25 protein-coding genes are annotated in these 26,110 nt (G+C 41.6%); 4 read left to right on the forward strand and 21 right to left on the reverse strand.

The features are described 5' to 3' along the window. Positions 1-570: 570 nt before the first annotated feature. The 9 genes from ACFQ1M_RS03060 to ACFQ1M_RS03100 all read right to left on the reverse strand — a co-directional run bounded on the left by ACFQ1M_RS03060 (position 571) and on the right by ACFQ1M_RS03100 (position 8,334). Entirely contained in the window at positions 571-1,272 is a 702-nt protein-coding gene (locus ACFQ1M_RS03060) for a DUF4369 domain-containing protein (RefSeq protein WP_386403706.1), read from the reverse strand. Between the two features lie 45 nt (positions 1,273-1,317). After that, the gene (locus tag ACFQ1M_RS03065; protein WP_386403709.1) at positions 1,318-2,583 is read right to left on the reverse strand and encodes a DUF819 family protein; all 1,266 of its coding nucleotides are present in this window, start codon (positions 2,581-2,583) and stop codon (positions 1,318-1,320) included. A gap of 63 nt (positions 2,584-2,646) precedes the next feature. Beyond that, positions 2,647-3,453: an HAD family hydrolase gene (locus ACFQ1M_RS03070; protein WP_386403712.1), complete on the reverse strand. Its 807-nt coding sequence runs from the start codon at positions 3,451-3,453 to the stop codon at positions 2,647-2,649. Between the two features lie 4 nt (positions 3,454-3,457). After that, positions 3,458-5,650 (reverse strand): DUF5916 domain-containing protein, encoded by a 2,193-nt coding sequence (locus ACFQ1M_RS03075; protein ID WP_386403715.1) that lies wholly within the window; start codon positions 5,648-5,650, stop codon positions 3,458-3,460. A 46-nt stretch (positions 5,651-5,696) separates the two neighbouring features. Continuing rightward, positions 5,697-5,879, reverse strand: a complete 183-nt coding sequence (locus ACFQ1M_RS03080) for an Arc family DNA-binding protein (RefSeq protein ID WP_386403718.1) — start codon at positions 5,877-5,879, stop codon at positions 5,697-5,699. Between the two features lie 2 nt (positions 5,880-5,881). Continuing rightward, complete coding sequence (locus tag ACFQ1M_RS03085; protein WP_386403721.1) at positions 5,882-6,811, reverse strand: alpha/beta hydrolase family protein; 930 nt, start codon at positions 6,809-6,811, stop codon at positions 5,882-5,884. Next, positions 6,808-7,311, reverse strand: a complete 504-nt coding sequence (locus tag ACFQ1M_RS03090) for a DUF1648 domain-containing protein (protein ID WP_386403724.1) — start codon at positions 7,309-7,311, stop codon at positions 6,808-6,810. Before ACFQ1M_RS03090 ends, ACFQ1M_RS03085 begins: the two co-directional genes overlap by 4 nt. Positions 7,312-7,313: 2 nt before the next feature. Then, positions 7,314-7,472: a DUF4177 domain-containing protein gene (locus ACFQ1M_RS03095; RefSeq protein WP_386403727.1), complete on the reverse strand. Its 159-nt coding sequence runs from the start codon at positions 7,470-7,472 to the stop codon at positions 7,314-7,316. A gap of 1 nt (position 7,473) precedes the next feature. Further along, positions 7,474-8,334 carry an SPFH domain-containing protein gene (locus ACFQ1M_RS03100; protein ID WP_386403730.1) on the reverse strand — a complete coding sequence of 287 codons (861 nt, stop codon included), beginning with the start codon at positions 8,332-8,334 and terminating at the stop codon, positions 7,474-7,476. Between the two features lie 126 nt (positions 8,335-8,460). Here ACFQ1M_RS03100 and ACFQ1M_RS03105 point away from each other — a divergent pair, with 126 nt between their 5' ends. Next, on the forward strand, positions 8,461-9,246 hold the full coding sequence (locus ACFQ1M_RS03105) for a S1/P1 nuclease (protein WP_386403732.1): 786 nt from the start codon (positions 8,461-8,463) through the stop codon (positions 9,244-9,246). On the opposite strand, the gene ACFQ1M_RS03110 is transcribed toward ACFQ1M_RS03105, so the two are convergent. Continuing rightward, entirely contained in the window at positions 9,243-10,133 is an 891-nt protein-coding gene (locus ACFQ1M_RS03110; RefSeq protein ID WP_386403734.1) for an RluA family pseudouridine synthase, read from the reverse strand. The two genes, ACFQ1M_RS03105 and ACFQ1M_RS03110, sit on opposite strands and share 4 nt — an antisense overlap. Before the next feature lie 18 nt (positions 10,134-10,151). Next, the gene (locus ACFQ1M_RS03115; RefSeq protein WP_386403737.1) at positions 10,152-11,012 is read right to left on the reverse strand and encodes an AraC family transcriptional regulator; all 861 of its coding nucleotides are present in this window, start codon (positions 11,010-11,012) and stop codon (positions 10,152-10,154) included. 203 nt (positions 11,013-11,215) lie between these two features. Here ACFQ1M_RS03115 and ACFQ1M_RS03120 point away from each other — a divergent pair, with 203 nt between their 5' ends. After that, positions 11,216-11,638: a MauE/DoxX family redox-associated membrane protein gene (locus tag ACFQ1M_RS03120; protein WP_386403739.1), complete on the forward strand. Its 423-nt coding sequence runs from the start codon at positions 11,216-11,218 to the stop codon at positions 11,636-11,638. A gap of 444 nt (positions 11,639-12,082) precedes the next feature. On the opposite strand, the gene ACFQ1M_RS03125 is transcribed toward ACFQ1M_RS03120, so the two are convergent. Together ACFQ1M_RS03125 and ACFQ1M_RS03130 are read right to left on the reverse strand one after the other, a co-directional pair. After that, positions 12,083-12,682, reverse strand: coding sequence for an alpha-ketoglutarate-dependent dioxygenase AlkB family protein (locus ACFQ1M_RS03125; protein ID WP_386403741.1), 600 nt, complete (start codon positions 12,680-12,682; stop codon positions 12,083-12,085). A gap of 4 nt (positions 12,683-12,686) precedes the next feature. After that, entirely contained in the window at positions 12,687-13,556 is an 870-nt protein-coding gene (locus tag ACFQ1M_RS03130; RefSeq protein WP_386403743.1) for a helix-turn-helix domain-containing protein, read from the reverse strand. Between the two features lie 212 nt (positions 13,557-13,768). On the opposite strand from ACFQ1M_RS03130, the gene ACFQ1M_RS03135 reads away from it, so the two are divergent. Further along, positions 13,769-14,110: a hypothetical protein gene (locus ACFQ1M_RS03135; RefSeq protein WP_386403746.1), complete on the forward strand. Its 342-nt coding sequence runs from the start codon at positions 13,769-13,771 to the stop codon at positions 14,108-14,110. A 52-nt stretch (positions 14,111-14,162) separates the two neighbouring features. Here the strand turns inward: ACFQ1M_RS03135 and ACFQ1M_RS03140 are convergent, their stop codons facing one another. The 7 genes from ACFQ1M_RS03140 to ACFQ1M_RS03170 form a co-directional block, all read right to left on the reverse strand. Beyond that, positions 14,163-14,528 carry a DoxX family protein gene (locus ACFQ1M_RS03140; RefSeq protein WP_386403748.1) on the reverse strand — a complete coding sequence of 122 codons (366 nt, stop codon included), beginning with the start codon at positions 14,526-14,528 and terminating at the stop codon, positions 14,163-14,165. Then, a complete protein-coding gene (locus ACFQ1M_RS03145; protein WP_386403751.1) occupies positions 14,525-14,938 on the reverse strand; it encodes a hypothetical protein in 414 nt (137 codons plus the stop codon). The genes ACFQ1M_RS03140 and ACFQ1M_RS03145 overlap by 4 nt, the downstream gene beginning before the upstream one ends. A 34-nt stretch (positions 14,939-14,972) precedes the next feature. Next, the gene (locus tag ACFQ1M_RS03150) at positions 14,973-15,614 is read right to left on the reverse strand and encodes an MOSC domain-containing protein (RefSeq protein WP_386403754.1); all 642 of its coding nucleotides are present in this window, start codon (positions 15,612-15,614) and stop codon (positions 14,973-14,975) included. Positions 15,615-15,651: 37 nt separating this feature from the next. Beyond that, complete coding sequence (locus tag ACFQ1M_RS03155) at positions 15,652-16,986, reverse strand: hypothetical protein (protein WP_386403756.1); 1,335 nt, start codon at positions 16,984-16,986, stop codon at positions 15,652-15,654. Between the two features lie 128 nt (positions 16,987-17,114). Next, the gene (locus ACFQ1M_RS03160) at positions 17,115-18,503 is read right to left on the reverse strand and encodes a hypothetical protein (RefSeq protein WP_386403758.1); all 1,389 of its coding nucleotides are present in this window, start codon (positions 18,501-18,503) and stop codon (positions 17,115-17,117) included. 108 nt (positions 18,504-18,611) lie between these two features. Beyond that, the gene (gene htpG / locus ACFQ1M_RS03165) at positions 18,612-20,495 is read right to left on the reverse strand and encodes a molecular chaperone HtpG (RefSeq protein ID WP_386403760.1); all 1,884 of its coding nucleotides are present in this window, start codon (positions 20,493-20,495) and stop codon (positions 18,612-18,614) included. A 356-nt stretch (positions 20,496-20,851) separates the two neighbouring features. Beyond that, a complete protein-coding gene (locus tag ACFQ1M_RS03170) occupies positions 20,852-23,287 on the reverse strand; it encodes an alpha/beta hydrolase family protein (protein WP_386403762.1) in 2,436 nt (811 codons plus the stop codon). 233 nt (positions 23,288-23,520) lie between these two features. On the opposite strand from ACFQ1M_RS03170, the gene ACFQ1M_RS03175 reads away from it, so the two are divergent. Beyond that, positions 23,521-24,531: a 3-oxoacyl-ACP synthase III family protein gene (locus tag ACFQ1M_RS03175; RefSeq protein ID WP_386403764.1), complete on the forward strand. Its 1,011-nt coding sequence runs from the start codon at positions 23,521-23,523 to the stop codon at positions 24,529-24,531. 74 nt (positions 24,532-24,605) lie between these two features. Here the strand turns inward: ACFQ1M_RS03175 and ACFQ1M_RS03180 are convergent, their stop codons facing one another. Continuing rightward, entirely contained in the window at positions 24,606-26,000 is a 1,395-nt protein-coding gene (locus tag ACFQ1M_RS03180; protein ID WP_386403766.1) for a glycosyl hydrolase family 8, read from the reverse strand. Between the last annotated feature and the right edge of the window lie 110 nt (positions 26,001-26,110).

Raw genomic sequence — 26,110 nt, forward strand, 5'->3', positions numbered from 1 at the left:
CTTTTTGAACCGTCCAGGTTGGCCGTAACTACGTGTTTGGATCGGCGTAGGCTTTTTGAACCCGTCCAGGTTGGCCGTAACTACGTATTTGAATCGGCGCAGGCTTTTTGAACCGTCCAGGTTGGCCGTAACTACGTGTTTTGATCGGCGTAGGCTTTTTGAACCCATCCAGGTTGGCCGTAACCACGTGTTTGGATCGGCGTAGGCTTTTTGAACCCGTCCAGGTTGGCCGTAACCACGTGTTTGGATCGGCGTAGGCTTTTTGAACGGTCCACGTTGGCCGTAACTACGTGCTTGGATCGGCAGAGGCTTTTTGAACCGTCCAGGTTGGCCGTAACTACGTATTTGGATCGGCGTAGGCTTTTTGAACCGTCCAGGTTGGCCGCAACTACGTGTTTGGATCGGCGTAGGCTTTTCGAACCCGTCCAGGTTGGCCGTAACTACGTGTTTGGATTGGCGTAGGCTTTTTGAACCGTCGAGGTTGGCCGTAACTACGCTTTCCTATTGGCATGAATGGCCGTAGAACTGAAAGAAGAAAGAAGACCTGTCGGATTCTTAAGAGATTAGAAACTATTCCTTGACGCTATCCAGATATTCCTGCAGTTCCTTTCCAAACTTGCTTTCTTTGATACTTGGGTCCAACGTATTATAAATGGTATCTAGATATTTTGGATTGGCATCATAGATCTCGGTCAAGGCTACATAGGGTGCTACCACCTTATCCCGATTATTCAAAGCGAAGTTCACGGCATACAGATAACTTCTCTTTAATAGCTTCTCCGATTTTCTATTCACTTCTTTTACTGTTTGAGTGTCCCCAGCTTTCTGTGCATTAAAGGCCTCTCCAATAAGATCTAATCGCTGATCACGATATTTCTTCATGATGGTAGCGAATTCCTGGTAGCTATCCGTGTTCTCAGAACCTTTGATCTCGGCATCCAATTCAAAGCGCTCTACCGATGTGGTAATATGGATGGTGTCCTTCTCGCCAAAGAAAAAGATGCGGTCATTAAGTGTGTCATTATCCTTCTTGTTCAAGTATAAATAGAAGATATCTGTTTCTGGAAGGTCAGCCCCAAAGCTGAAATTAGCATCACCATCGATGACCATAGAGTCTACCGTGACTAATATAGAGTCTTGCACTTTTTGAAGATACAGTGTTCCCTTCTTTAAGCCACGGACCGTACCCATCACCGTCATGTCTCGCGCTGATTCTGTACCGCAAGAAATAATGACCGTAAGTATGGCCACTACGCAAAGTAATTTCTTCATGCTATAAAATTTGAAGCGCAAATATCTTCAATTCAAATTTAAAATCTAAACCTTCGAAGCAATTTCCATCAAATAGGCACAAAACATAGCGCCATAGGTACCTACAACATATCCAAATACTGCCAATAGCACCCCAACGGTAGCCAGGGAAGGATGAAAGGCTGCCGCCACAACAGGGGCCGAAGCGGCACCACCAACATTAGCCTGACTTCCCACCGCGAGAAAGAAATACGGTGCTTTGATCAATTTTGCGACCAAGATCAACAGCCCAGCATGGATGGTCATCCATACCAATCCGATAGCGATGAGGCCAGGATTTTCGAGAATTTTCCCTAGGTCCATCTTCATGCCGATCGAGGCGACCAAGATGAAGATAAAAACACTACCGATCTTACTCGCTCCAGCACCTTCATAATTTCTTGCTTTTGTGTAGGACAAAATAATACCGATGACCGTTGCAAAGGTGATCATCCAAAAGAATTTAGAACCAAAGGAAGAGAGCGCGCTTTCCTTATTATCTACCGCCTCGAAGGTATTCTTCAAGAAATTGCTCATTCCTTCAGCAGCCCAATGCGAAATGCCAACCGCAGTAAATGCCAATGCCAGAATGATCATAAGGTCTGCCGTAGATGGGTTTCTAGAGATCTTTTCGGCAAAGGAAGACACCTTTTCTTTCAGTTCCTCAATGGCAGAGCTATCAGCCTTTAACCATTGGTCGATCTTTCTATTTTTCCCGATGCCGAGCAGGATGATAGCCATCCATATATTGGCAACAACGATATCCACCAACACCATACCTCCGAATTTCTCGGGATTATATTCGAAGATCTCTAACATGGCAGCTTGGTTAGCGCCTCCACCGATCCAGCTTCCTGCTATTGTGGCCAAACCACGCCAAACCGCATCAGGACCCACGCCGCCTACAGTCTCTGGCGAAAAAGCGGAGATCAATAAGATGGCCAAGGGTCCACCAATGATGATTCCGAAGGTACCCGTTAAGAACATGATCAATGCCTTTGGACCTAAATTGAAGATGCCCTTTAGGTCAATGCTCAAGGTGAACAATACCAAGGATGCTGGTAGCAAATAACGGCTAGCAACGAAATAGAGCTGAGATAGTTCATCAGAGATCCATCCCAATGAATTAAAAATTGCTGGAATCATATAGCACAAAAGAATCGCAGGGACAAAGCGATAGAACTTCGCCCAGAAGCCCGTCTTTCTAGATTCCGTATAAAAGACAAGCCCTAGGACTAACATGAGTAGCCCCAGGACAATGGCGTCATTCGTAAATACAGGTGGATTTTCCATTTAGTTTTATTAGTTAAGAATTGCAAAATACCAAAAATAGCTGAGAACAAAATGCACCCTTCGCTAAGGTATATACTTGGCGATGGCCTTGGCCACACCATGTTCTTTATGATGATCGGTAATGGCATCGGCCACGGCCTTCGCCTCTTCTCTGGCATTGGCGACCGCCACACCAAAACCTACGGCTTCCAACATTTCCACATCGTTGTAATTGTCGCCAAAAGCGATCACTTGTTCTAAAGAGGCATGCTGGCCCTTCAGTAGATCTTTAATGGCTGTGAGCTTGGATATTCTTTTATCCGCGATCTCTATTAAAGTGGCATTGGACCGATATAAGTGCAAACTATCAGAGAAATGTGCTTGTAAAATAGGATAGATAGCTTTTGAAGCCTCCTCCGATGCCATGGTCATTATTTTGTGTGCACCACGGTTCTGGTACTTCAACTTGGCGATGGCCTCGCTGATGGGCATGAAAGTAGGGGAGACCTGGGTATTGAACTTCTCTTTTTCGATACGTGCAGAATGCTTTTCCACATACCACTCATCCTCGGCATAGATTCCCAGATGTATGTCCTTTCTGTCTTTGGTAATATCGTATAGGGCTTCTAAGGTCGCGGTCGGTATTTCGGTAGAATCGATGACCTTATTTCCTTCCATAATGAGTGCACCGTTATAGCAAATAATGGGTAATCCCTCGATACCCAATCTTTTTTGCAAATAGGTAATGGCACTTGGCATACGGGCCGATACCAAGATGGTTTGGACACGATGCTTGATTCTGTTGATCTCACTTATGGTCATCTCTGATACATCATTTCCTGTGGAAAGCAAGGTACCGTCAATATCGGTGAAGAGATATTTAAAATTCATTTTGTTATAAATTAAGCCAATAGGTGAGTTTCAGGTTGATCGACCGGTTCAATGGTACAAAATTCTCTGTAAAATAATTGTCGTTATATACGATAAAGAGATCCGAGAGCGGAGCAAAGCGCCACTGCAACCTAGTGTTGATCCCTAAGTTGTCATTCTGACTGCTATATTGGAAAATCGTCGACCAGAATATCGATTTGCTGAAGGTGACGTTAAAATTTTGACTAATGATCCAAATGGAAGCACTCGGAAAAGGATCGGGTAAGGTGATGTTATCATATCTGGCTCGCAAGGAGGTAAGGAAATTGGGTTGAAGCCTCAAGTCCATCTGCCCTTCGAGCGAAATGATATCACCATTAAAAAAACTACCAAAAGAAGGTTCGATAGTATATGAAAATATCTTTCTTCTGTCCGATTGGAACGATACCGAGAAATTGGTGAAATGATAACCTTCGTTTGCAGGGAGCTCTAAGGCGCCATCGGTATTGGTTGGGTCAAAACTTTCAGTCAAATAGATAAATCGATTGTTCATCTCTACCTCCAGCTCTGAGGTATTTATAAATTCTGCACCCCATTCGGTGGATATAGTGTAGTCGGTGTTCCTAAAATCTAGTTCGGGGCGCCATATAAAATTGGGAGCTATGCTTATACTGTGGTTATTGATCGCACTGTCTGTTGGCCAAAAAAGGCGCTCTACAGTGGGTTCAATGCTAAGAATGTCCGTGCGTCTGATAAAACCAAGGTCCGACCTAAAATCATCGCCAACATAGAATCCTTGCAGTCCTACTCTGTAAAAGCGAGAATTATAGTTGAGAATGGCACCGGTAGAGGCATCATTACCAATTCCGTTTTCTCCAAAAGAATGATGTGCGTAAAATTTGCCTTGCCAGGTATTGTTTGCCGAGGCCAGATTATAGTCGAGTCCGATAACACGATTATACCGATCGCCGACCTCTAAAAAGCGATATTTTCCGAATGTTTCACGATTTAGGAATAGAAAGCTCAGGTTAGAGCGGGAAAACACCTTTTTTTGAAGCACGAACACAGTGTTGTTGTTGCTAGGGATCTCATTGGTCTCATCTTTCTCGGTTTGAATATTTAAAAAGCCAAGTCGCCAATCCTCATTCAACTTACCGCTAAGACGCACTCCGCCGATGATATCGTTTTGAATGTTATCGCCATTCGCATCTTCGGCGATCCCTATCCTTCTTGAGAAGAAAGGATTTGCTTCTCTGGGTTCTCCAAAATCTGAAAATAAATCGCTATTATCAATAAAGAATTGTCGTCGTTCTGGAAGACCGATCTCAAATCGGGTGAGATTGGTCACCAGGTTGTCCACTTCAACGTTGGAAAAATCCGGGTTGATGGTGATATCCATGTTCATCCCGTTGCCAATGGCGATCTTGGCATCTCCTCCAAATTTGAGATTCGTATTGGCTACATCGGACTCAAAATTCTTATTGCTTTGTCCATTGATATAGGGAATAATGGCCAATGGAGTTCTAGATCTTCCAAGGGGTTGTTCAAAGACCATATCGCCCATAAAGGCCAGATTGAAGATAAACTGATTCTGCGGGATCTTCATCCAAGTACTTCGTTCGTTTGCACTGGTATTGAAGCGGTAGCTGTTAAAGCGAAATTTTTGAGTGCCATCCTTGAATTTTAACGAGGTCAAGGGAATGGCCATTTCAACAATATAATGATCTTCGAATATTCTGGCCTCTCCTTGCCATTTTACGTCCCATGTAGTGCTAAAGCCTCTAAGGTCGGAACCGCCTCCCGAGATAAGGCCTTCTCGTTGTACCCCTAGAGGATTCATCCCAAAAAGAAATGCATTGGTGCCATCGTTAAAAGTGTCGAAGAGGATGCTTATGTTGTCATTACCGCCCGCTCTAAAATCGCGTTCTAAAGAGGGAACTATAAAATCAGCGCCACTCGTTTCTAGTCGTATGCCTATGTAAAGTGTACGTTTGTCATACAACATTTTAATGTCCGTCTGTTCTATCGCGGCAACAGAATCAGACGGGAAATATTGCTGGAATTCATGGGCACTCTCGGCTTCCGCCCAAGCAGGCTCATCTAGAATACCATCTATCTTAAAATTGGTTTGTGTATATTTTACTGTGAACTGCTTTTGTTGAGAAATAGAACTGCCAATGGTGAAGATCGATAATAGTAAAAAGAATGCTGTTCTCAAGATTGTCGATTAGTTATTGGGTAATACCCAAATATACGTATTCGAATCATGATTCTTTAGCGTCTTCATCGACTTTCTTTTTCGGTGCTCTTTTGGCATCTTTAAGACCCTTCATCAATATCCATTCTATTTGACCATTAGTACTACGGAACTCGTCGGAAGCCCATTTTTCAATGGCTTTCAACATTTCTTCATTAATGCGTAGTGCAAAGGCCTTCTTTTTCGCCATAGCTATTTATTGATGAATTCTTTAATGGTAAGGATCATTTCTTGAGATATAGGAAACGAAGCCCCCGTATAAGTGCGTTGATTTTCCTCGGTATTTTTTACGTCATATAAAAGGTGATTCAATGTTGGGATGATCCTTAGCTCGGCATCGGGTTTCGCTTCTTTAAGGTTTTCCGCATCTTCAACCTGTACCTGCGAATCCATTTCGCCTTGAATGATCAATACAGGAATGGATAGTTTTTGGATCTCTTCTGTAGGGTCATATGCTATCCAATCTCTTAGAAAGGCATTGCCTTTGTCATTGAATAACGTTCGCAACATGGGATTCACATTTTTTACGGTCCCCTTTTCTTTAAGTTCCGCGATGTACTGCTTTGTCATTTCGCCAAATACGGGGCTTTGACTGCCGACCTGTCTTATGATGGTCTTGTCTATCGTTTCACCTGCACCAGCCAGCGATACAAATTTATCAGGCTTTGTCTCAGTGATCATCCCCAATAGTGATCCTTGGCTATGTCCTATGACCGTGATCGTCTCGAAACGCTTATCTTTCTTGAAATGTTCAATAATTACGCTCAAGTCAGCGGCCAGATCAGCGATCTTTGTGTCTTTCGAAAATTGGTAATTACTGGTTGTAGAACTACGTTTATCATATCTAAACACAGCGACACGCTCGTTGTTTAGCGCTTCCCCAAACTCCTTGATATAATTGAAACTTACTGGCGACCCTAGAGGAGTGCCGTTTCGGTTACTTTGCCCAGATCCGTGTACAAAGATGACCAGCGGAGGGTTCTTCACGTCCTGTGGATAGGATAGTGTGCCAGGTAGTCGAATGCTATCGTTGAAGATCGTTATTTCTTCTTCGGCAATTTCTATTTGTGCAAAGCAGCTGGAGACAAGGAAGAAAACCAAGATTTTTACTAGATGTATCATTTTTTTATGCTTTTAATTCTATAAATGATCACTGCGGAGGTGAATGCTAACGTTAGGATCAAAATACTAGGTACATGCCAAGCTGTTTCCACAGCTTTTTTGTACGTGTGTGCGATGACCATATATAATGCGAATGCCATCAATGTCAGGACAAAGAAATTGGTCGTTCTCACGATTCTAGTATTGACCCTATAGTGCAACAAGGCGTTGTCTTCGTTAATATTTACCCTATAGTTATGCCAATGGGGAAACCTGTTCAATACGAACAATCCTGCGGCTGTTAAGCTTGCTATGACGGGTATGATCCAAAGCCATGATTTATGGCCGTAGGCGTCGGCTTCACCCGCCGCATTGAAATGTGTGGCAACGGTCTCTGGCAGGTCTTTGTATTCGTTAAGGAACATGACCCATATAAAGATCAGTATGGCCGCATTGAAGGCTTCAACTACAATGTCAAAGGTTTGATAAGGAACTGCTATCTTGGGCCGATCGCTTTTCATGGTCATCGGTTTTTATCTCGCTCAAAAATAATATATGAATAATGGTCATCTATATTTTTAAGTGACCACCCTTGTGCTGCATAACTATTCAAGAGATCTTCAAGTTTTTGCATTCTATTTCTTAAACCCAACATGGGTCTAATTACTTTGTATTCCTTCATATCAATGATTTAATGTTCCTGTATTTACTACTGGCGCGGTGTCTTTATCTGAACAAAGGACTACCATTAGATTGCTTACCATGGCGGCTTTGCGCTCTTCATCCAAGTCCACCACCTGCTTTTTGCTAAGCTCCTCGATGGCCATCTCCACCATGCTCACAGCCCCTTCTACGATCTTATGCCTCGCAGCGATGATGGCAGTTGCTTGTTGACGCTTCAACATGGCGTTCGCAATCTCCTGTGCATAGGCAAGATAACCAATTCGCGCTTCTAATACTTCTATGCCTGCCATCGCCAATCGCTCTTGTATTTCTTTTTCCAAGGCTTCACTTACTTCATTGAGACTAGAGCGCAAAGTGATGTCTTCGTCATGACCCTCGTCGGCAAAATTATCATAAGGATACATACTTGCCAATTTTCTCACGGCGGCATCTGTTTGCACGCGGACGAAGTTCTTATAGTCGTCCACATCAAAAGCGGCTTTGTAGGTATCCAGTACACGCCAAACCAAGATAGTACTGATCATGATGGGGTTTCCTATCTTATCATTCACTTTGAGCCTTTCGCTATCAAAATTACTAGCACGAAGCGAGATCTTTTTTTTCGTATACAAAGGATTTACCCAATAAAACCCATTCTGTTTGATGCTTCCAACATATTTACCAAAAAGCAATAGGACCCTAGACCAATTGGGATTTACCAATACAAATCCTGGTAACAAGAAAAAGGAAATCACGATCAAGGTAATAAACCAAGGATTCAAGGTTTGTGTCAAACCAAAAATGCCTCCAACTAAGAACAGGAGATAGACCGCGAGCATCAAATATCCACTGGAGGGAACGATAGTTTTTTCAAGATTCATAATAGGTTGTTTTAGATGTGATATTAAAATGATATCATAAATATATTAAAATTAAACGTATCTTTCAAAATAATTTATGATGTAATTAACATGGTCATGATTATTTTTGTGATTCAAAATCATTTTATGAAAAAGTTATTCTTATTACCTTGTTTTTTCTTTATGTTGTTCGGGATGGACGCTTCAGAATCCGAATTGGTCTGGGGAAAGACGGGACATCGCGTCGTTGGTGAAGTGGCTGAGCAACATCTTGGCAAAAAGGCAAAAAGGGAGATCGCCAAGCTATTGATGGGTGAGTCTCTGGCCAATGCTTCCACGTTTGCTGACGAAATAAAATCCGATAGGGCATTCAGGGAATTTTCACCATGGCACTATGTCAATTTTCCTTTTGATAAAAAATATGGTGAGGAACCTATCAGCGAATATGGTGATATCATCATGGGAATTGAAAAATGTATCTCGGTGCTGAAAGATGATGCCGCTGATCAGAAAGATAAGGTCTTCTATTTAAAGATGTTGGTTCACTTCATCGGCGACTTGCATCAACCGTTGCACGTTGGTAGGGCCGAAGACAAAGGGGGCAATGATTTTCAAGTGCGTTGGTTCGATGACGGGAGTAATTTACACAGAGTTTGGGATAGCGACATGATCGACCATTACGGAATGAGCTATACCGAATTGGCTTCAAACCTTCCTTCAATCAATAAAAGACAGGAAAAGGCGATTCAAGAAGGAACGATCTTGGACTGGGTATACGAATCGCAAAATTTGGCAAAGAAGACCTATGCTTCTGCTATAATAGGAGAGAAATTGCGCTATCGCTACATGTACGACCATTTTGGGACGGTAAAATCACAGTTGCAAAAAGGAGGTCTTCGCTTAGCGAAGGTACTCAACGATATCTTCGGTTAAGGGTTGAATTTCTTATAGCGACGTTCTTCTTTTTCCATAAGTAAGGTGAATTTATTTGGTGGTGGCAACTCAAAACGCAAACGTTGATCGGTATGCGGATGCTTTAGAGCAAGCCCTACTGCAGATAAGAATAGCCCTTTGTGTTTAAGGGTATGCCCTTCTTTCCCATATAAGGCATCTCCGACTATAGGATGCCCAATAGCGCTGAGGTGAATTCGCAATTGATGTGTCCTGCCGGTTCTGGGATAAAGCTTCAATGATGACAGGGTCTCGTTTCGCAACGAATTCACAGTTTTTAAGGTTTCAAAATAAGTGTTGGCAGCTCGATCGTTGATGGGCAAGGTGATCTCTCCTTCCAACTTGGGTGTACCGACGACCAAGGCCACATAGGTCTTGGAGATATGCTGCTCTTCAAACTGTTGATGCAGATGTTTCTGTGCGGATCGCGTCTTTGCGATGATCAGCAGCCCGCTAGTAGGGTTGTCCAACCGATGTACCGGTCTTGGGATTTTCATCGCATCTGCACCCTTGGAAATTTTTAGATTAAAGGGCAAGGCATTTTGTATGGTTCTAAAGTAGTTACCACTAGTGGGATAGCCAGCAGGTTTTTTGATGATGGCCAAGTGATCATCTTCGAAAATGACTGTCAATGGCAGCTTAAAGATCTTTTGTAGAGGCTTTTCGAGATCCAACAACTCGATCGTCTGTCCTTCTTTGATCCAATGACCTGTGGTGGCGATCTCTCCATCGATTCGAATTCCGCCCTGTTTGATGGTCTTTTTCAGCGCACTTTTGGTGGTGATCGCGGAAAAAATGCTTGTACCATAATCTTGAAGTCGGATTTCCTCGCTAAGGAGGGGAACGATATGTGTCTCCAAGACCATCATCGTAAGTAAGCGAATGATCTAACGTTGTAATTCATTTAGTTTTTTCTTGTAGGCTCCTGGCGATAGTCCCACATATTTTTTAAAGGTCCTAGACAGGTGGCTTTCGTCTGTAAAACCTAATTGAAATGCAATTTCAGCAATAGAATAGCTAGTATTCAATAAACGATATTTGATAATGCCTAGCTTATAATAGGTGATGAATTGATGAATGGACTCACCCGTCTGCTTTTTGAAGAAAGCACTGATATTACTCGGAGAGGTATTGAACTGGTCGGCTATATTTTGAAGTTTTAGCAATTCTGAATTGTAGATGTTACTTCTGATATAGGAAAGGATCTTATCTATTTTGGTGCTCTCCACCACATTGGTACTATTCAAGGTGTAGTTTTCAGAAATATTTCTTGCAATGATGCTTAGAATGGTACTTACACAGTTAGAGATGATCTGCCGATAATAATTTTTTTTATTCTCGTATTCATCTACGACCAATTGTTGAATATTCCAAATACGTGCTCTGTCTTCTGAATTGAGAATGACATCGCCTGGCAATAAATTGGGATGATGAAGAATGTGCTCGATCTTATTTAGCCAATACTCCCTATCGGGAAGATTCATATCTCCGGAGAAAAGCTGTTCCGTAAATTTGAAATGGCAAAAGTGACTTTTCTCTTCAATCTCAAAAAAATGGGTGTCTTCTGGTGCCAGAAAGAAGATGTCTCCTTGGCCGTAACTAAATCGTACGTCATTTATCGTATGAAATCCCTTGCCTTTCTCTACAAATACAATCTCGAAATAGTTATGGTTATGGGGTTCGGATTCCCATTCATCAAACTTATATTGATGGATCAAGAAAGTTTCGTGCAAATTATATCGAGCCATTTCTTAATGGAATAGGGGGTCTTAGCGCTTAAAGTTACACAATTATGCACGTTAAAAAAGAGGCCGACGAAAATTTTCGAAAACTACTATAACGTTGTAGTGTTGATTATAAATCGCTGGTTTATAGAATTGTACATGTATAAAATAATTTTTTACAAGTTGAAAACTATGCACGCATAGTATCTTTGTACTATCAAAATCAAATGACAGTGAAGAACAAAGTATTGACATATGCTATAATAAGAATGCTACTAGGTACGACGCTTATCGTACATGCGGTACTTTCAATATTTAGCTATCAAGACTTTTTGGTGAGATTGGATGATTATTTCGACACGACTCAAGTCTTTAATAACCTTTTTTTGCGACTTACCGCCCCATTGGTCCCATTCGAAGAGTTTGCGGTTGGACTTTTTATTGCAACAGGTCTCTTTACAAAGAATACGTTGAAAATAGGAAGTTTTTTGCTTCTATTCTTTGCGGCCTTTCTATGGAGTGCAGGAGAGTTGGATCGTGCGATCTTACATTTTGGCACAGTGGTGACCATGATGATACTGCTTTATAATAACGAGTACAATCTTTATTCTTTGGATTGGCATAACAATACATATATCAAGCAACAATAAACCGGGTCGATGTGTAGTCCCCAACCTATATATGACCCGGCAGTTGCCTAAAATACAAGACATTGAGCACGTCGGTGCTAGATTTTTCATTTTGTTTTTATGTTGGTTAGTTGAAAAAGGGTTCCGATACATCGGAGCCTTTTTTGTTTCGCCACAACATAAGGGCTTTTGACAACAATTTTTTGTTTTAGATCCCTGATACGAGTAAACTTGTTAAGCATTTAATAGGAAAGCCCCATGATAAAAAATAGAAATACTGCACGTACGTTTGTTATTCCACAAAATATAGTAAGAACACGAGTTTTGATGATGGTCTTTGCCGGCTTATATTTTTTGGCATACTACTTGATTACAATATAACATGTTGGTTGTGAGGATGCTAGTCTAAAGGCTAGAGGTAGTGACCAGTATGAGAAAAATCGGTGCCCCAAACTCCGATTTTTTTTATTTTATGACCCTAAAGGTAATATTTATCCTGGGGTCAATTTTTTTTGCGGTCTTCGGAAGCTGATGGAGCCAATGGTGTTGTGTAGGACCTTTCATCAGAAGCAGGCTTCCATGATCTAATAGGAGCTTCTGCTTTAGATCTTTATCGTGCTTGTGCTTGAAATGGAAACGTCGTGTTGCCCCAAGGCTTATTGAGGCGATCACAGGATCAGTCCCAAGTTCCTTCTCGTCATCCGCATGCCAACCATTGCTATCAGTTCCATCTCTATACAAATTGAGCAATGCCGTAGTAAAAGATGTCTGGGCCACCTGCTCTACCAAAGCTTTTATTTCATTTAAAGTTTCTGTAAATCTTTCTGGTTGCATGGTGATGTTCGAATAGGAATAGGGTTTTCCATTATTGCCGTAAAGCGCGGTGAGTCTGGGTTGTGGATAAACTTTGCCAAAGACTCGTATATCATCTTGCTGCCACGGTGTTTCTTCAAATAGAATATCAAAATAGTGGTTCGCCGCTTTTTCAGCGAAAAATCTTGGGAAATAAACGACTTCTGCATCGGGCATTTCAAGGGTTTGTGGAGGTATATCGAAAAGTTCCATGGCGCTATCTTACAATCTTTATGAGTTCGTTTCGATATTTGGTCGGTGTTTTGCCCGTGTACGTCTTGAACGACTTGTGAAAGTGAGAAAAATTGTTGAACCCACATTCATAGCATACCTCTGTGATGCTCAATGGTTGTTCGGATATCAGTTTTATGGCATGGACCAAGCGGTGTTCATTGACAAATTTTGTAAAGGTCTTTCCCGTTCGTTGCTTAAAGTACCTACAAAAGGCCGGAACCGTCATGCTTACGTGTCCGGCAATCTCATTGAGACGTATCGATCGCTTAAATTCTTGTTGCACAAATGCAAATATCTGATTGAGACGTTCATTGTCTTGGGGCTCTGTTTCGATCATGATACCTTCCAAATTAAGCAAGGTATATTCTGTAGAGGATGCCAAGTACTGTAGGATCTTTATCAATCTTAATAGGCGTTTAAAACTGTCCAGGGGAACCAACGATTCTAATTGTGCGCCTATGTGGCGTTTGGTCTCTCCATGAAATACGATTCCTTTTTTGGCTTTTTCAAACAACAGTTGAACCTCTTCCATCTCCGGAAGTTTCATAAAATCGGTTCCAAGGAGACCTTCGCGCACTTGTACTACTGTCTCGCTTTTATTTCCCGAGAACCGATTGGTAAAACCGTAATGCGGAAGATTGGCCCCTATAAAGATAAGATCGCCATTGTTGTAGTAAGAGATGTGGCTTCCTATATGTCGTTTCCCAGCGCCTCCGTTGACATAGACGATCTCCATTTCTGGATGAAAATGCCAACTCGCATTCTCATTCTGGTTCTTTTCGTCGTAGTGTTTAACTTCAATGGAGGAACCAAATTCTGGAGCAATCACTTCTAATGTAGGTTTCTTTAACATCAGCAACATTCAATGGGTTACATTAAAAATACGATTTACCTTCCATATAGGATTATGCAAAATTACCTCAAAATTATGCAATATTGATTGCACGGTCCTTATCCATACCAACAACAGTTAAAATAGTGTATAAATCAGAAAATGGAGTGGTGGTGACACTGATATAACTATTACAACTTTGTATCAGTCAAATCATTAAAACCATTTGCATTATGAAAAAATTGAGAGCACTTGCGGCAGTTATGACATTGGCAATGTCATATACCATGACCGCATCCGATGGAAAAGGGCTGAAAGGGTCGAAGGTACAAGCGCCAAGTATTAGAGTGGAGAACAATTTGGTTTCGGTCTCTATTCTAAATAGAGAACTAGCTCAGTATCGTGTGGCAATATATGACGAATATGGAGAACTCATGTACCAGGGAGGACTCGGTGATGAGATAAGCTTAGGTAAGATGTTTGATTTCTCTATTGCTAAAAAGGGGTATTATACCTTTAAATTTTCTAACGACAACGGATACAGGTTTAGTTACCAACTTAAGGTTGGGGTTTAGTTTACTTTACTTACTCTGATGAAAGAGAGGGTGTCACCCTCTCTTTTGTCATTTAATATGATAGTTGGGTGTATGAATGGGCCCAATAGATCAATCCAAATTGAAGCGTCAATCTCCCGTATAACAACCATTTTGGTAATCCCAAACCTGCCTTTTTGTTTTGTATCATGTACCAATGTACTGGTAAAAAGGAGACCAGAAGCAATACAATACCCCACGCAGCGATTGTGGTTGTTTCTTGTATCAATAAAAGGACACCTAGCAAAACTTCAGCAAAACCGCTTAGAAAGACCAAAAGCCGATGTTTTGGAAGATACCTTGGCATGATCCGCATAAACGCTTTGGGCCTAATGAAATGAAATCCTCCGGCGACGATGAATATACTGGCCATGAGGTAAACATGCCACGGATGAGTCATGTCGTCAATTTTTTATGAAATTCCACTTTCCTAAAGCGGGTGGCAGTCCAATTATCATCGATAACGATCGCCCTTACGCGCTCATAGTAATGGTTGCCCAAAATGGTCCATTGATCATTATCTTTGGTAAGGGAGTCGATCGCGCAATGGGATGATCCTTTTCTAGGGCAAGCAAACCACAGGATAGCATCTCCGTCCAACTTCGGCGCCAGTGTTTCCATTTGCTCCTCCAGTTCTTTTTGTGAGGTAACAAAGACAAGGGCGAAATCCACTTTGGTCACCACCACCAAGGACTCTTTCACTTCAAAACCATCGGGAATATCCAGCTCTTCATCGAAGCCCTCGGGTTTATTGAGGATAAGCACCTCGGGATGATCATTTAATTGTAGTTTTTTGAAGAGTTGGTTCATACCTTAAAGGTACAAAATAATCGTATTCAATTCATTAGGCCTTATCTAGAAAAATGCTCAACTTCTTTCGTTTTTCTGCAGGTATCGAATCAAGTTTCAAGATCTTTTCAAGAATTGATCGATTCTTTACTTGAGCGAACAAGAACTCAAAGAATTGTGCGGTCGTCACAGCATCCGTATGACGCTCGGCTAAAACCAATTCATCACCCGTGGCCACCTCACCTTCTTCCAAGACCTTTACATAGGTTCCGGGATGTCCGTGAGCGATAAATTCTTTCAATACTTTCTGTGTGCCAAATTTGACTCCGAATTTATAGCATGGCTCTCTGGGCTGTGTGATCTGTACCAAGGCATCTCCTATTTTGTAGATATCACCAATAAATATCTCGTGCTCATCGAGGCCAGCGACCGTGAGATTCTCGCCGAACATACCCCAATTCCAATCGAGATCTGGGTATTTCTGTTTCCAATACGGATAATGGTCTGCCGAGAACAGGTAGCAGGCCTTATAACTTCCGCCATGTACTTTTCTATTGGATACTTCGTCCCCTTTCACTGTTTCTTTGCCCAAGAAGATGGGGTGCGCAGTTGGTGTTTTGAAGATCCCGGTCTTCTCTTCTTTTCCTTTCCAAAGAATGAATCCAGGTTCGGCGATGTTGGTCGCAATCACTTTCATCGAATAAAAATAATTAAAATACCCAATATTTACCTAGCTATTCGGGGTAATACCAGAAGGGGATGTTTACGATGGTCCTTTGTCCAATACTATCCTTTTTGATGCTTGTTCTGCGTTTTAAGGTAAGCAAATGGTTCCCCTTTTTTAGGTGATCGATCGGTAGCACTGCTTCGAACCCCTTTTGGTCATTCTTATTTTCAGCCAAAAGAAAATCCCCCGAATAATTTATACTATCAATGGTGATGGAATTGATCTCAGAAAAACAGCGAAGATAGCTTTTGAGAAGCGTCTTTCTTTCTTGCACCGAGAGTCTTTCAGACCGGAACATAGTGGTTTCTATACCACGTTGGTCAATCTCTGGCTTGAGTTCTTTACAATTCAGAAAGATGTCATCCTCAATTTTTTTCTTGAAAGCGACGAAAAGGTCGATATAGGGTTCTCTGATAATTTTAGACTGAATTGATGCTGTGTGTACAAACTGCCCTTCGTCCAAATCATTCTCGTAATAGATAGGACTTGCAATTTCTGAAAAGTGATCCAACTGCATGAACCGATTTTCCAAGCTGATCGGTATGATATTGGACGGTCTTTGCTCGAGCGTACTAATTAAAAAGATTCCAACATAAATTGGGACCAGACCAAAAGCGACGCGCCTTCCAAATTTATTGTCGAGCAAATTATAGACGATAGGTCTGTATATAAAGGACAGTGAAAGTATGCTGAAAAATCTGTAAAAGGGGTAATATATCCTTGCAAGCCACTTTTTCTTTTTTAGAAAACCTTGAGTTATAAAATCTATGAATGTAAGGAGCGCCCCCCAAAAATATAGGAGCGAAAAAAAAGCGACGATGATCTTTAATCCAATAGAAGGTTCCGATTTTCCTAAAGGCGAAAGAACTAGAAAGAAAAGGCCGAAGGTTATAAAAATGGCGAGCAAATAAAAGACCAGCAGAAATGTAATACCAAAAATGATACTGCAATAACGTTCTAGGTCAGCGATGAACTTGTCGAATGACCCAACCCTCTTTCTTAAGAAGATGTTGAATTTAGGGGCGTATTTAAGCTGTTTGTAATCAATTTCTCCTGAGACGTATCGTAATCCGATAGCGCCGATCCATAGACCTCTAAGTATCACATGTACCGTAAGATTTAAGATCAGCACCATAACCGATAGTAAGGTGAACACTAAAATGGTATCTTCATAATTGTGTTCTAATGCCACTGCTCTGGCACGAGCTATTTCCAAGGGTTCAAAGGCTGTGAACAATGCGTATAGCGCAAAACCAGAGATGATCAGCTCTAATTGCCAACTCTCTTGCTGTAGCACGTCTAACCACTTCTTAAATACGGGACTCTTATGTTCTTTGCTCATCGTAGAAATTTCATGCAAGATAGGTGTTTCATGAAAAGTTTTTGTTACAAGATGGACCGAGAATTTTATGGCGACCGACGATTCCAGGATCTATATTTTCGAGCCGATCGAAGCCGACGCTATTCGATTTATTCCGGATAGAGCCAGAAAGGGATTGCAACCACTTTTTTAACGATGATACTATCCCTTTGAGTGATTTCTGTGTCTCTCCTGTCTTTCTCAGGGATAGGGATTTGATGTATCTTCTTTCGCTCTATATGAAGCACATGCTTTCCTCGTGGCATGTCCTTGAGGTCGATCGTTGTTTCAAAACCCAATTGCCCCTTCCGATTCCTGGTAATTAAAAAGTCAGTGGTCACTTGAAAACTATCTATTTGAACGCAGTACAGTTCACTAAGTTTAGACAAGTATTTTGGTAGTTTTTCAATAGCTTCTTTATTTGGATTTCTTTCAATGGTGATCACGCCTTTCAAGGTACTACCCCTAATATCATCATCAAGGGCCAACTCAGGATAGACCTTTAGGAGGTCCTCTTCAATATCCTCTTTGAAAAGAATGAAGATCGGAAGATGCTCCCTGTCAATTTGCTTTGAAGGGATAGCGGCATTGTTCACCAATTGAGAATCTTCTATCAGCTCATCCATATAATTGTATCTTTTTGTAAAAAGAGAATTGTTGTTTTCTATATTTCCACGGACGCTACCTACCGTTGAAAAGTAATTGGAGCCTTGATAGTTTAAAGAAGATAGGGTCATTAACGCTATATATATGGGGAGTAGCAAGATGAATATACGCCTCCCAAATCGACTATCTAAAAAATTATAGACCAGCGGCCGATACAAAAACGACAAGGAAACCAAACTATAGAATCGGTATATAGGATAGTACCAAACTGCGATCCATCGTTTTCGCTTAAAAAATCCCAGTGTCAAAAAATCGAGAAAACTCAAGAGCAGTGAAAAGGCCAAAATAACGGTGGCCACCATACAAATGATCTCTAACCAACGCGGGGTGTTAGGTGCTCTACTGGTGGTACCCAATAGGGTGAAAAGGCCGATGACGATAAATAATGAGAGAATATAGAATATAGAAAGAAAGGCCACTGCAAACATGATACTACAATAATTTTCGAGCTTGCCTATGAAATGATCGAAAGACTTTATTCGCTTGCGCAGGAAACCATCAAACCATCGATGGTAGTTGAGTTGCTCGAATTCGATCTCTCCAGATACATACCTCAGGCCAAGAGCTCCTACCCAAAGCCCTCTAAGAACCACATGTATCAACAAGTTCACAATACATATCAGTGTGGCGAGATAGATGCCGACCCAAAAAAGTTCGTTTGCAACTTTCTGTTCGCTTTGCGCAAAGGCAATTTTCACCTCTACTGGATCAATGATCTGGTACAGCCCAAATATTGAAAAACCAGAGATGATCAACTCTAATTGCCAACTCTCCTGCTGCAATAGATCGAGCCATTTCTTAAAAGCACTGCTGTTGGGTTCTTTTATCGACATATGGTTGTTAGTTGTTTGTCGCAATATAGGCAATACCCAAAAAATGCGACAAAAAAAACCGCCTATAAAATGGCGGTTTTTCTGAATGTCCCGTAGAAAGGAAAAAGACTATTTTATCATTTCGTAACTCCGCTTTATGAATTTGGTCAATTCTTCACCTTTAAGAAGTCCTTGAGATAATCTGGCCAAATCCAACGACTGTTTGATAAGGCGCTCTTGCTTCTTTCTGGTTTTGGTGTTGAAAATATCATTTACCAACTCACTATTGGTGTTTACGACCAAATTGTACATTTCGGGCATATTGCCAAACATGTTCATGCCGCCACCGGTTTGCTGCATTTCCTTCATTCGACGCATGAACTCTGGTTGCGTTATCATAAATGGCGATGCGTCACTGCTCATGGCCTCTAACTGAACGGTAAACTTATCTTGAGGAATGGTCTCCTCTAATATGGTCTTCAATTTCGCTGTTTCTTCGTCCGAAAGTTTTGAGATCTGTTCCTCGTCCTTTTTGATCAGATTATCAATATGGTCAGCATCCACTCGCGCAAAAGAAATATTTTCCTTGCTGGTCTCTAATTTTTGGATCAAATGAGAGACGATTGGAGAATCCAATAGCAATACTTCATAGCCTTTTGCTTTGGCTGCATCGATATAGGCATGCTGTTCGTCTTTGTTGGAAGCATAAAGGATGACTAGCTTTTCGTCCTTATCTGTCTGAGTGTCCTTTATCTTTTCTTGAAGCTCCTCAAAGGTTAAATAAGCATCATCAACTGTTGGATACAGTGTAAATTTCTCGGCCTTTTCAAAGAATTTCTCCTCAGAGAGCATTCCATATTCGATGACGATCTTAATATCATTCCATTTGGCTTCAAAATCTTTACGGTCATTCTTAAAGAGCGAATTAAGTTTGTCAGCAACTTTACGAGTGATGTAAGACGATATTTTCTTGACGGCGCCATCGGCTTGCAAATAACTACGCGAGACATTCAAAGGAATGTCTGGTGAATCGATCACCCCTCGAAGCATTGTCAAAAATTCAGGAACTATGCCTTCTACATTATCCGTGACGAACACCTGATTTTGATACAGTTGGATCTTGTCGCGCTGCATGTTCAAGTCGTTGGTCAACTTCGGGAAATAGAGAATCCCAGTAAGATTGAACGGATAATCCACATTTAAGTGAATGTTAAAGAGTGGCTCCTCAAATTGCATTGGATAGAGCTCCCTGTAAAATTTTCTATAATCCTCTTCATTAAGATCCGCGGGTTGTTTGGTCCAGGCCGGATTTGGATTATTGATAATGTTATCGACCGTTAAGGTTTCTGCCTCAGCATCCTCTGGCGCATCCTCAGGTAAGGGTAACGTTTCTTCTCTAGTGCCAAACTTTATCGGGATGGGCATGAACTTATTGTACTTTATCAATAGTTCTCGGATACGGCTTTCTTCCAAGAATTCTGTCTCATCATCGGCAATATGAAGAATGATCTCCGTACCGCGGTCGGTCTTATCGGAAGTTTCGAGTGTATATTCTGGAGATCCGTCGCACGTCCAATGCGCGGCTGGCTCATCTTTGTAAGATTTGGTGATGATCTCTACCTTGTTGGCCACCATAAAAGCCGAATAGAAACCTAAGCCGAAATGACCGATGATACCGGCATCCTCTACCTTGTCCTTATACTTGTCCAGAAATTCTTCAGCCCCAGAAAAGGCCACTTCGTTGATGTATTTTTTAACCTCTTCGGCCGTCATTCCAATACCCTGATCGATGATGTGAAGCTTTTTTCCTTCTTTGTCGATCTTCACTTCGACCAGCGGATTGCCATATTCCACGGATGCTTCTCCGATATTGGTCAGATGCTTCAATTTTAAGGTTGCATCAGTCGCGTTTGATATGAGTTCGCGCAGGAAGATCTCGTGATCGCTGTACAAAAACTTTTTGATCAGCGGAAAGATGTTTTCAACAGATACATTAATATTTCCCGTTGTCATATGTAAGGTTTTAAATTTTAATTCGATTAATGTCAAATGTTTTTCAAAAAAAATACCAGAGTCTGTAAAGATGACAAGATGGCATTGGAAGCATGTAAGCTTGTCAAAAAAGTTGAAAAAACTTTAACAGAATTTTTTGTTTAACTATTTTGATAAAAGGTTAAACATTTTGTATATTTGAACTATAAATAATCAACTCAGCGATTGAGGGAAAAAATTTGCTAAGAAAAAGATACTTACAATTGGTTTGTTTATTTATTGGTTAGGTTGTTTTATTAAACGCATCTAAAATCTTCTTTAGATGCGTTTTTTTAACCATTGTAAGAAAGAAAGAGCCCCAATTTGGGGCTCTTTTATTAATTTGTTCCTGGTGCTTCTTCCTGTTTCTTATTTTTAACATGTCTCTCTAACCATTGGTCCTGCTCCCATAATAGATGCAAAATGCTTTCCTTAGCTCTGTATCCATGGCTTTCTTTTGGCAACATGACCAAGCGCACGGTGGCGCCCAAACCTTTTAGCGCATTAAAGTAGCGCTCACTTTGTAGGGGATAGGTGCCAGAGTTGTTGTCGGCCTTACCATGAATAAGAAGCAGTGGTGTTTTCATTTTGTCAGCATGCATAAAAGGCGACATCGTATAATAGACTTCGGGAGCTTCCCAATAATTTCGTTCCTCGCTCTGAAAGCCAAATGGCGTCAATGTACGATTGTAAGCACCACTTCTGGCAATTCCCGCGGCGAACAGGTCTGAATGCGATAGTAGATTGGCGACCATAAAGGCACCGTAGCTGTGTCCACCTACAGCGACGCGATCACGGTCGATGTAACCTAACTTATCCACCGCATCGATCGCGGCCTTGGCATTTGCCACAAGCTGTGACCTAAAAGTATCGTTTGGCTCGTTGTCACCTTCGCCTACTATCGGAAATGCAGCGCCGTCCAGCACCACATATCCCTTAGTTACCCAATAGATCGGCGACCCCCAATAGGGATAGGTGAATCTGTTTGGATTTTTAGTGTTCTGAGAGGCACTGCTTTTATCTTTAAATTCTCTTGGATAGGCCCATAGGATCATCGGCATCTTTTCTTTTTTATCCTTGTCATATCCGACCGGCAGGTAGAGTGTTCCGGAAAGCTCTAAGCCGTCTTCTCTTTTATAATTGATCACTTCCTTATGAACATTCTGAATACTCTTAAAAGGATTTTCAAATGCTGTGATTTGCGTTAGCTTTTTCTTTTGAAGATCCCTAAAATAATAATTGGGATATTCGCTTTTGGATTCTATGCGAACTAACAGTTTTTTTGTCTTGGGGTCATACTGTCTAAGATTTTCTAGTTTATCTGTGAAATCTGATTGATATAGTCTCTTGGTCTCTTTGGTCTCCAAGTTCAATTCATCCAAAAATGGAAATTGTCCTTTTTGAGAAAAGCCTTCACCCAGTAAATAGGCCTTTTTTCCATTTAGCGATAGCACATCGCTACCAAACTTATTTCGTTCCTCTACGAAAGTTCCTGGGTCGTTATAGCGATCCTGGTAGTTGCGATCATAAAGTATCACTGTTTCCTTGGCGCTATCAGAAGGATCGAACAAATAGGCTTTTGTGTTTCTTGTATTCCACCAATAATCGAAGGCGACGGCTGTGTTGTCATTACCCCATTGTATGCCGCTAAAACGATTAATGGTCTTTAAGATGCTCTTTGGCGTGCCATTGAAAGGAGCATCCAACTGGAAAACTTCGTCTCTATAGGCTACCTCGTTGGCAGGGTCGCCTCCGTCCAATACCGAAGCAAAGACCAACGAAGCGGGCTTGTCCGCTCGCCATGAGATGTCCCTTCGACCTTTTCGTGCCGACATAAATCCTTTTGGCAGATCCTCGATGAGTGGGACCTTCTCGATAGTCGCTATTTTTTTGGCATTTTGGTCATAAACAATAGTTTCGGAGGGAAACCTATAATAAGGTACCAGATAAGAGAAAGGTTTTTCAATTTTGCTCACCAGAATATATTTGCCATCTGGAGAGAAACTGATGTTTCGATACATATCACTTCCTAACCACTTTTCTGAGGTGCCATCTAAAGAGACCTTATATATTTCAGAAAGTGCCAACTGCTCAAAATTATGCTCATCGTCTTTGCTTTTAAGCAGATCTTGATAGGTACGATTCTGAGCTTTCTTTCCATCATTCACAGAAATGGTCGGTCCGGTCGGTGTCACCTCCTTTGCATCGATAAGCGGTTTTCGATTCCCAGGAAGCATCTTCACCAACATAGAAGTGCCATCTTCGAACCAATTGATAACATCTCCAAGATTTGCATTGACATTCGCTGCGGTGAGCTTCGTCACCTTAGCGCTTTGGATGTCTAGGACCCAGATCTCTACTCCAGTCTTGGTCGTGTTGGTCACGGCGATCTTCTTTTGATCTGGCGACCAACTAAAATTTGCAAGCCTAGGATTTTCTGGAAGGCCCATTACTTGGACCGCCTTTTTGCCAGTTACCTTTTTTACTTGAATATTGTTGTAATAAGTCGTCCTACTTCCAATATTGGTTTTAGGATTGATCCTCAAGCCTCCCAAACGAAGTTCGTCTTCTGAGAGTTCGTCAATAGTCTTGTAAGCATCTCGATACAAGAGAATCATATATTCATTTTTGTGATCTAACAGCACGGATGGTGCTAAGGGAGCATCTGCCAGTTCCAATATTTCTTTGGAGGGTCTTTGGTAATTTAGATTCTCTTGGGCGAATCCGATAAAACAAGTTACTATAGCAAGTAACAATGTGAAGATTTTTTTCATGACTGGTTATTTTAAGGCAAGTTACATAAAATGAAAAGTGTCGATCGCTAAGAATATGTTAAAGACATTAATGATTCATTGCCTTTTCGAGGATTGTTATGCGTGCATATAATAAGTAAGCCACATATTTTAGGAATCTGTCAACTTTACTTAAATTGCGCAGCACCTTTTTGCTAGGTTGTTAATTACGGATTCTGATTTTCAGAATTCTTTAAACTAATACAATAGATACTATGTACAATTCAAGAATTGCAGGCCTTGGATACTATGTCCCAGAAAATGTGGTGACCAATGACGATCTTTCCAAAATTATGGATACCAGCGACGAATGGATCCAAGAACGAACTGGAATACAAGAAAGAAGGCATGTTAAAAAGACCAATGGCGATACTACAACTTCTATGGGCGTCAAGGCAGCCAGGATTGCGATAGAGCGTGCCGGTATCGATAAGGATGAGATAGATTTCATCATCTTCGCAACATTGAGTCCGGATTATTATTTCCCCGGTCCAGGCGTGTTAGTTCAACGAGACCTGGGGATAAAGACGGTGGGTGCATTGGATGTCCGAAATCAATGTTCGGGATTCGTATATGCTATTTCCGTGGCGGACAATTTTGTCAAAACGGGGATGTATAAGAATATTCTGGTCATTGGATCGGAAGTACATTCTCGCGGTTTGGATATGACAACACGCGGTCGCGGGGTATCGGTGATCTTTGGCGATGGTGCTGGAGCTGCCGTGGTATCGAGAGAAGAAGATACTAAAAGAGGAATATTGTCCACACACCTTCACTCTGAAGGGCAACATGCCGAGGAATTGTCGGTGATCGCTCCTGGTATGGGTAAACGATGGGTGACCGATATCTTGGAAGACGGCGACCCGGAAGACACTTCCTACTATCCTTACATGAATGGACAATTCGTCTTTAAAAATGCAGTGGTGCGCTTTAGCGAAGTGATCATGGAAGGATTGAAAACCAATGGTTTGACGCCTGCGGATATCGACATGCTAATTCCGCATCAAGCCAATCTTCGTATCTCACAATTTGTACAGAAGAAGTTTGGACTTAGTGATGACCAAGTATTCAACAATATCATGAAATACGGGAACACGACCGCGGCATCTATCCCTATAGCATTGACAGAGGCATGGGAAGCGGGAAAAATAAAAAAAGGAGACATCGTCGTATTGGCAGCCTTTGGTAGTGGATTCACTTGGGGCAGTGCCATCATCAAATGGTGATAGAAGAGCTAACTAACCAATTATTTCTTGGACCCTCAGTATAATTTATCTACGCTGAGGGTCTTTTTTTTTGATCACTCCTTTATAAATTTAACTACCTGGTTCTCGATCTTAGCAAAGTATATACCTGCAGACAACCCTTGAACATCTATTAGTTCTTCGTCCCGCGACGTTTTTTTATGCGCTATTATTTTGCCAGTAAAATCATGAATCCTGATCTCTCTCTCATCCGAAGAGATAAAACGAATATTCAACTGCTCGGACACCGGATTTGGATAGATCAAGAATGTAATATTTGGATCAGTGCTTTCTGTTGAAAGCACATTGGTCTGGGTAGGATTGAATGTATTTCCGGTCATCGCATACATATACAAGACTCTTAGGGTAGCACCAAAATAGGCCGTGGTGGTCATATTCTTTACTTCGGTGTAGGCCTGATTCACAAAAGTTTGATTTCCAGAAGCCATTGCCGCTACGGCATATGCTCCAGTAAATGTAACGTCTTTGTAAGCTGTTGTGATGGTGCTACCATCTTGATTGTAACCTGGGTATATCTGGTCGAACCCACCTACCGAGTTTACAAAGGCATCGCATTTTGTGGTGTAGGAGAGCGCATCTGCATCGCCATACCAGAGATAATCGGTGGCGATCCTCCACGGCGTTCGAGCTGCGTCATAAAAATATGCTTGTCCTTGATGCGCTGCCCAGCCTGCAACCTCCGAAGTATAATTTCCATCAGCTCTTGTCCAATCCGAGACCAGATTATGGACTGCACTGTTTTGGGTGAGGTTGTTGTCGATGATCTCGTAGGTTTTACTCGCTACATTATTCCAATAGGCATTGTCAGACATATAATCGCCATAAGCCCTAAAGTAGCCAGGTGTAAAGTAAGATGGGTTGGTCGTATTACTTCCGCCCCAAGCATCACCAGGTTTTAAAACAAACGTACCCGCCTCGACCTCATGGTTTTTAATAATAGTTATCAAGGAAGATGCTGCTGCGCCATAATTGATACTTCCAGCATTTCCCCAGCGCAATTCGGCAACCATCAATGCGATGGCAGCATCTATTTCAGCATCAGTAGCGCCATTGAATCCAACAACCGTAGAGCACCCATTAATTTTCCAATTCATAACGCCATTGGCATTGACGTGGTCTTGGTAGTATAGCCACAACCCATCAAAGGCGGCTTGGTCGTTTGCATATGCCGTGAGAAGCATTCCATAGGCGATACCCTCAGAAACAGTTTCCGACGGATTGTCAAATTGAACGCGATATCTTCCATTAGGGCAACTTGCCAAAAAGTTGGTCTTCCAATCGGTATAAGCAGTCGCTACATCATTGGCGCCAACGTTATTAGGCATTGTGCCATAGTTGTAGGTGCTATTGATAAATTCGATGGTTTGTGCATTCGATAGGGGCATAGAGAATAGACATGCCAAAGCGGTAAAGTAGGTTAATTTTTTCATTTATAGCTTTTTAGTTGATGCGTATAAAGATATACATATCTCAATAAATTCTAAAAAAAGTGAAAGCCCTAGAACAATTTCTAGGGCTTTCTTGATTAACAACTGGCAAT

Source organism: Sungkyunkwania multivorans (assembly GCF_042675645.1).
Classification (GTDB): Bacteria; Bacteroidota; Bacteroidia; order Flavobacteriales; family Flavobacteriaceae; genus Sungkyunkwania; species Sungkyunkwania multivorans.

Bases quoted from the DNA above. Each gene is read 5' to 3' on its own strand.
- ACFQ1M_RS03060 (WP_386403706.1), bottom strand. From the start codon at position 1,272: ATGAAGAAATTACTTTGCGTAGTGGCCATACTTACGGTCATTATTTCT.
- ACFQ1M_RS03065 (WP_386403709.1), bottom strand. From the start codon at position 2,583: ATGGAAAATCCACCTGTATTTACGAATGACGCCATTGTCCTGGGGCTA.
- ACFQ1M_RS03070 (WP_386403712.1), bottom strand. From the start codon at position 3,453: ATGAATTTTAAATATCTCTTCACCGATATTGACGGTACCTTGCTTTCC.
- ACFQ1M_RS03080 (WP_386403718.1), bottom strand. From the start codon at position 5,879: ATGGCGAAAAAGAAGGCCTTTGCACTACGCATTAATGAAGAAATGTTG.
- ACFQ1M_RS03085 (WP_386403721.1), bottom strand. From the start codon at position 6,811: ATGATACATCTAGTAAAAATCTTGGTTTTCTTCCTTGTCTCCAGCTGC.
- ACFQ1M_RS03090 (WP_386403724.1), bottom strand. From the start codon at position 7,311: ATGAAAAGCGATCGGCCCAAGATAGCAGTTCCTTATCAAACCTTTGAC.
- ACFQ1M_RS03095 (WP_386403727.1), bottom strand. From the start codon at position 7,472: ATGAAGGAATACAAAGTAATTAGACCCATGTTGGGTTTAAGAAATAGA.
- ACFQ1M_RS03100 (WP_386403730.1), bottom strand. From the start codon at position 8,334: ATGAATCTTGAAAAAACTATCGTTCCCTCCAGTGGATATTTGATGCTC.
- ACFQ1M_RS03105 (WP_386403732.1), top strand. From the start codon at position 8,461: ATGAAAAAGTTATTCTTATTACCTTGTTTTTTCTTTATGTTGTTCGGG.
- ACFQ1M_RS03110 (WP_386403734.1), bottom strand. From the start codon at position 10,133: ATGATGGTCTTGGAGACACATATCGTTCCCCTCCTTAGCGAGGAAATC.
- ACFQ1M_RS03115 (WP_386403737.1), bottom strand. From the start codon at position 11,012: ATGGCTCGATATAATTTGCACGAAACTTTCTTGATCCATCAATATAAG.
- ACFQ1M_RS03120 (WP_386403739.1), top strand. From the start codon at position 11,216: ATGACAGTGAAGAACAAAGTATTGACATATGCTATAATAAGAATGCTA.
- ACFQ1M_RS03125 (WP_386403741.1), bottom strand. From the start codon at position 12,682: ATGGAACTTTTCGATATACCTCCACAAACCCTTGAAATGCCCGATGCA.
- ACFQ1M_RS03130 (WP_386403743.1), bottom strand. From the start codon at position 13,556: ATGTTAAAGAAACCTACATTAGAAGTGATTGCTCCAGAATTTGGTTCC.
- ACFQ1M_RS03135 (WP_386403746.1), top strand. From the start codon at position 13,769: ATGAAAAAATTGAGAGCACTTGCGGCAGTTATGACATTGGCAATGTCA.
- ACFQ1M_RS03140 (WP_386403748.1), bottom strand. From the start codon at position 14,528: ATGACTCATCCGTGGCATGTTTACCTCATGGCCAGTATATTCATCGTC.
- ACFQ1M_RS03145 (WP_386403751.1), bottom strand. From the start codon at position 14,938: ATGAACCAACTCTTCAAAAAACTACAATTAAATGATCATCCCGAGGTG.
- ACFQ1M_RS03150 (WP_386403754.1), bottom strand. From the start codon at position 15,614: ATGAAAGTGATTGCGACCAACATCGCCGAACCTGGATTCATTCTTTGG.
- ACFQ1M_RS03155 (WP_386403756.1), bottom strand. From the start codon at position 16,986: ATGAGCAAAGAACATAAGAGTCCCGTATTTAAGAAGTGGTTAGACGTG.
- ACFQ1M_RS03160 (WP_386403758.1), bottom strand. From the start codon at position 18,503: ATGTCGATAAAAGAACCCAACAGCAGTGCTTTTAAGAAATGGCTCGAT.
- htpG (WP_386403760.1), bottom strand. From the start codon at position 20,495: ATGACAACGGGAAATATTAATGTATCTGTTGAAAACATCTTTCCGCTG.
- ACFQ1M_RS03170 (WP_386403762.1), bottom strand. From the start codon at position 23,287: ATGAAAAAAATCTTCACATTGTTACTTGCTATAGTAACTTGTTTTATC.
- ACFQ1M_RS03175 (WP_386403764.1), top strand. From the start codon at position 23,521: ATGTACAATTCAAGAATTGCAGGCCTTGGATACTATGTCCCAGAAAAT.
- ACFQ1M_RS03180 (WP_386403766.1), bottom strand. From the start codon at position 26,000: ATGAAAAAATTAACCTACTTTACCGCTTTGGCATGTCTATTCTCTATG.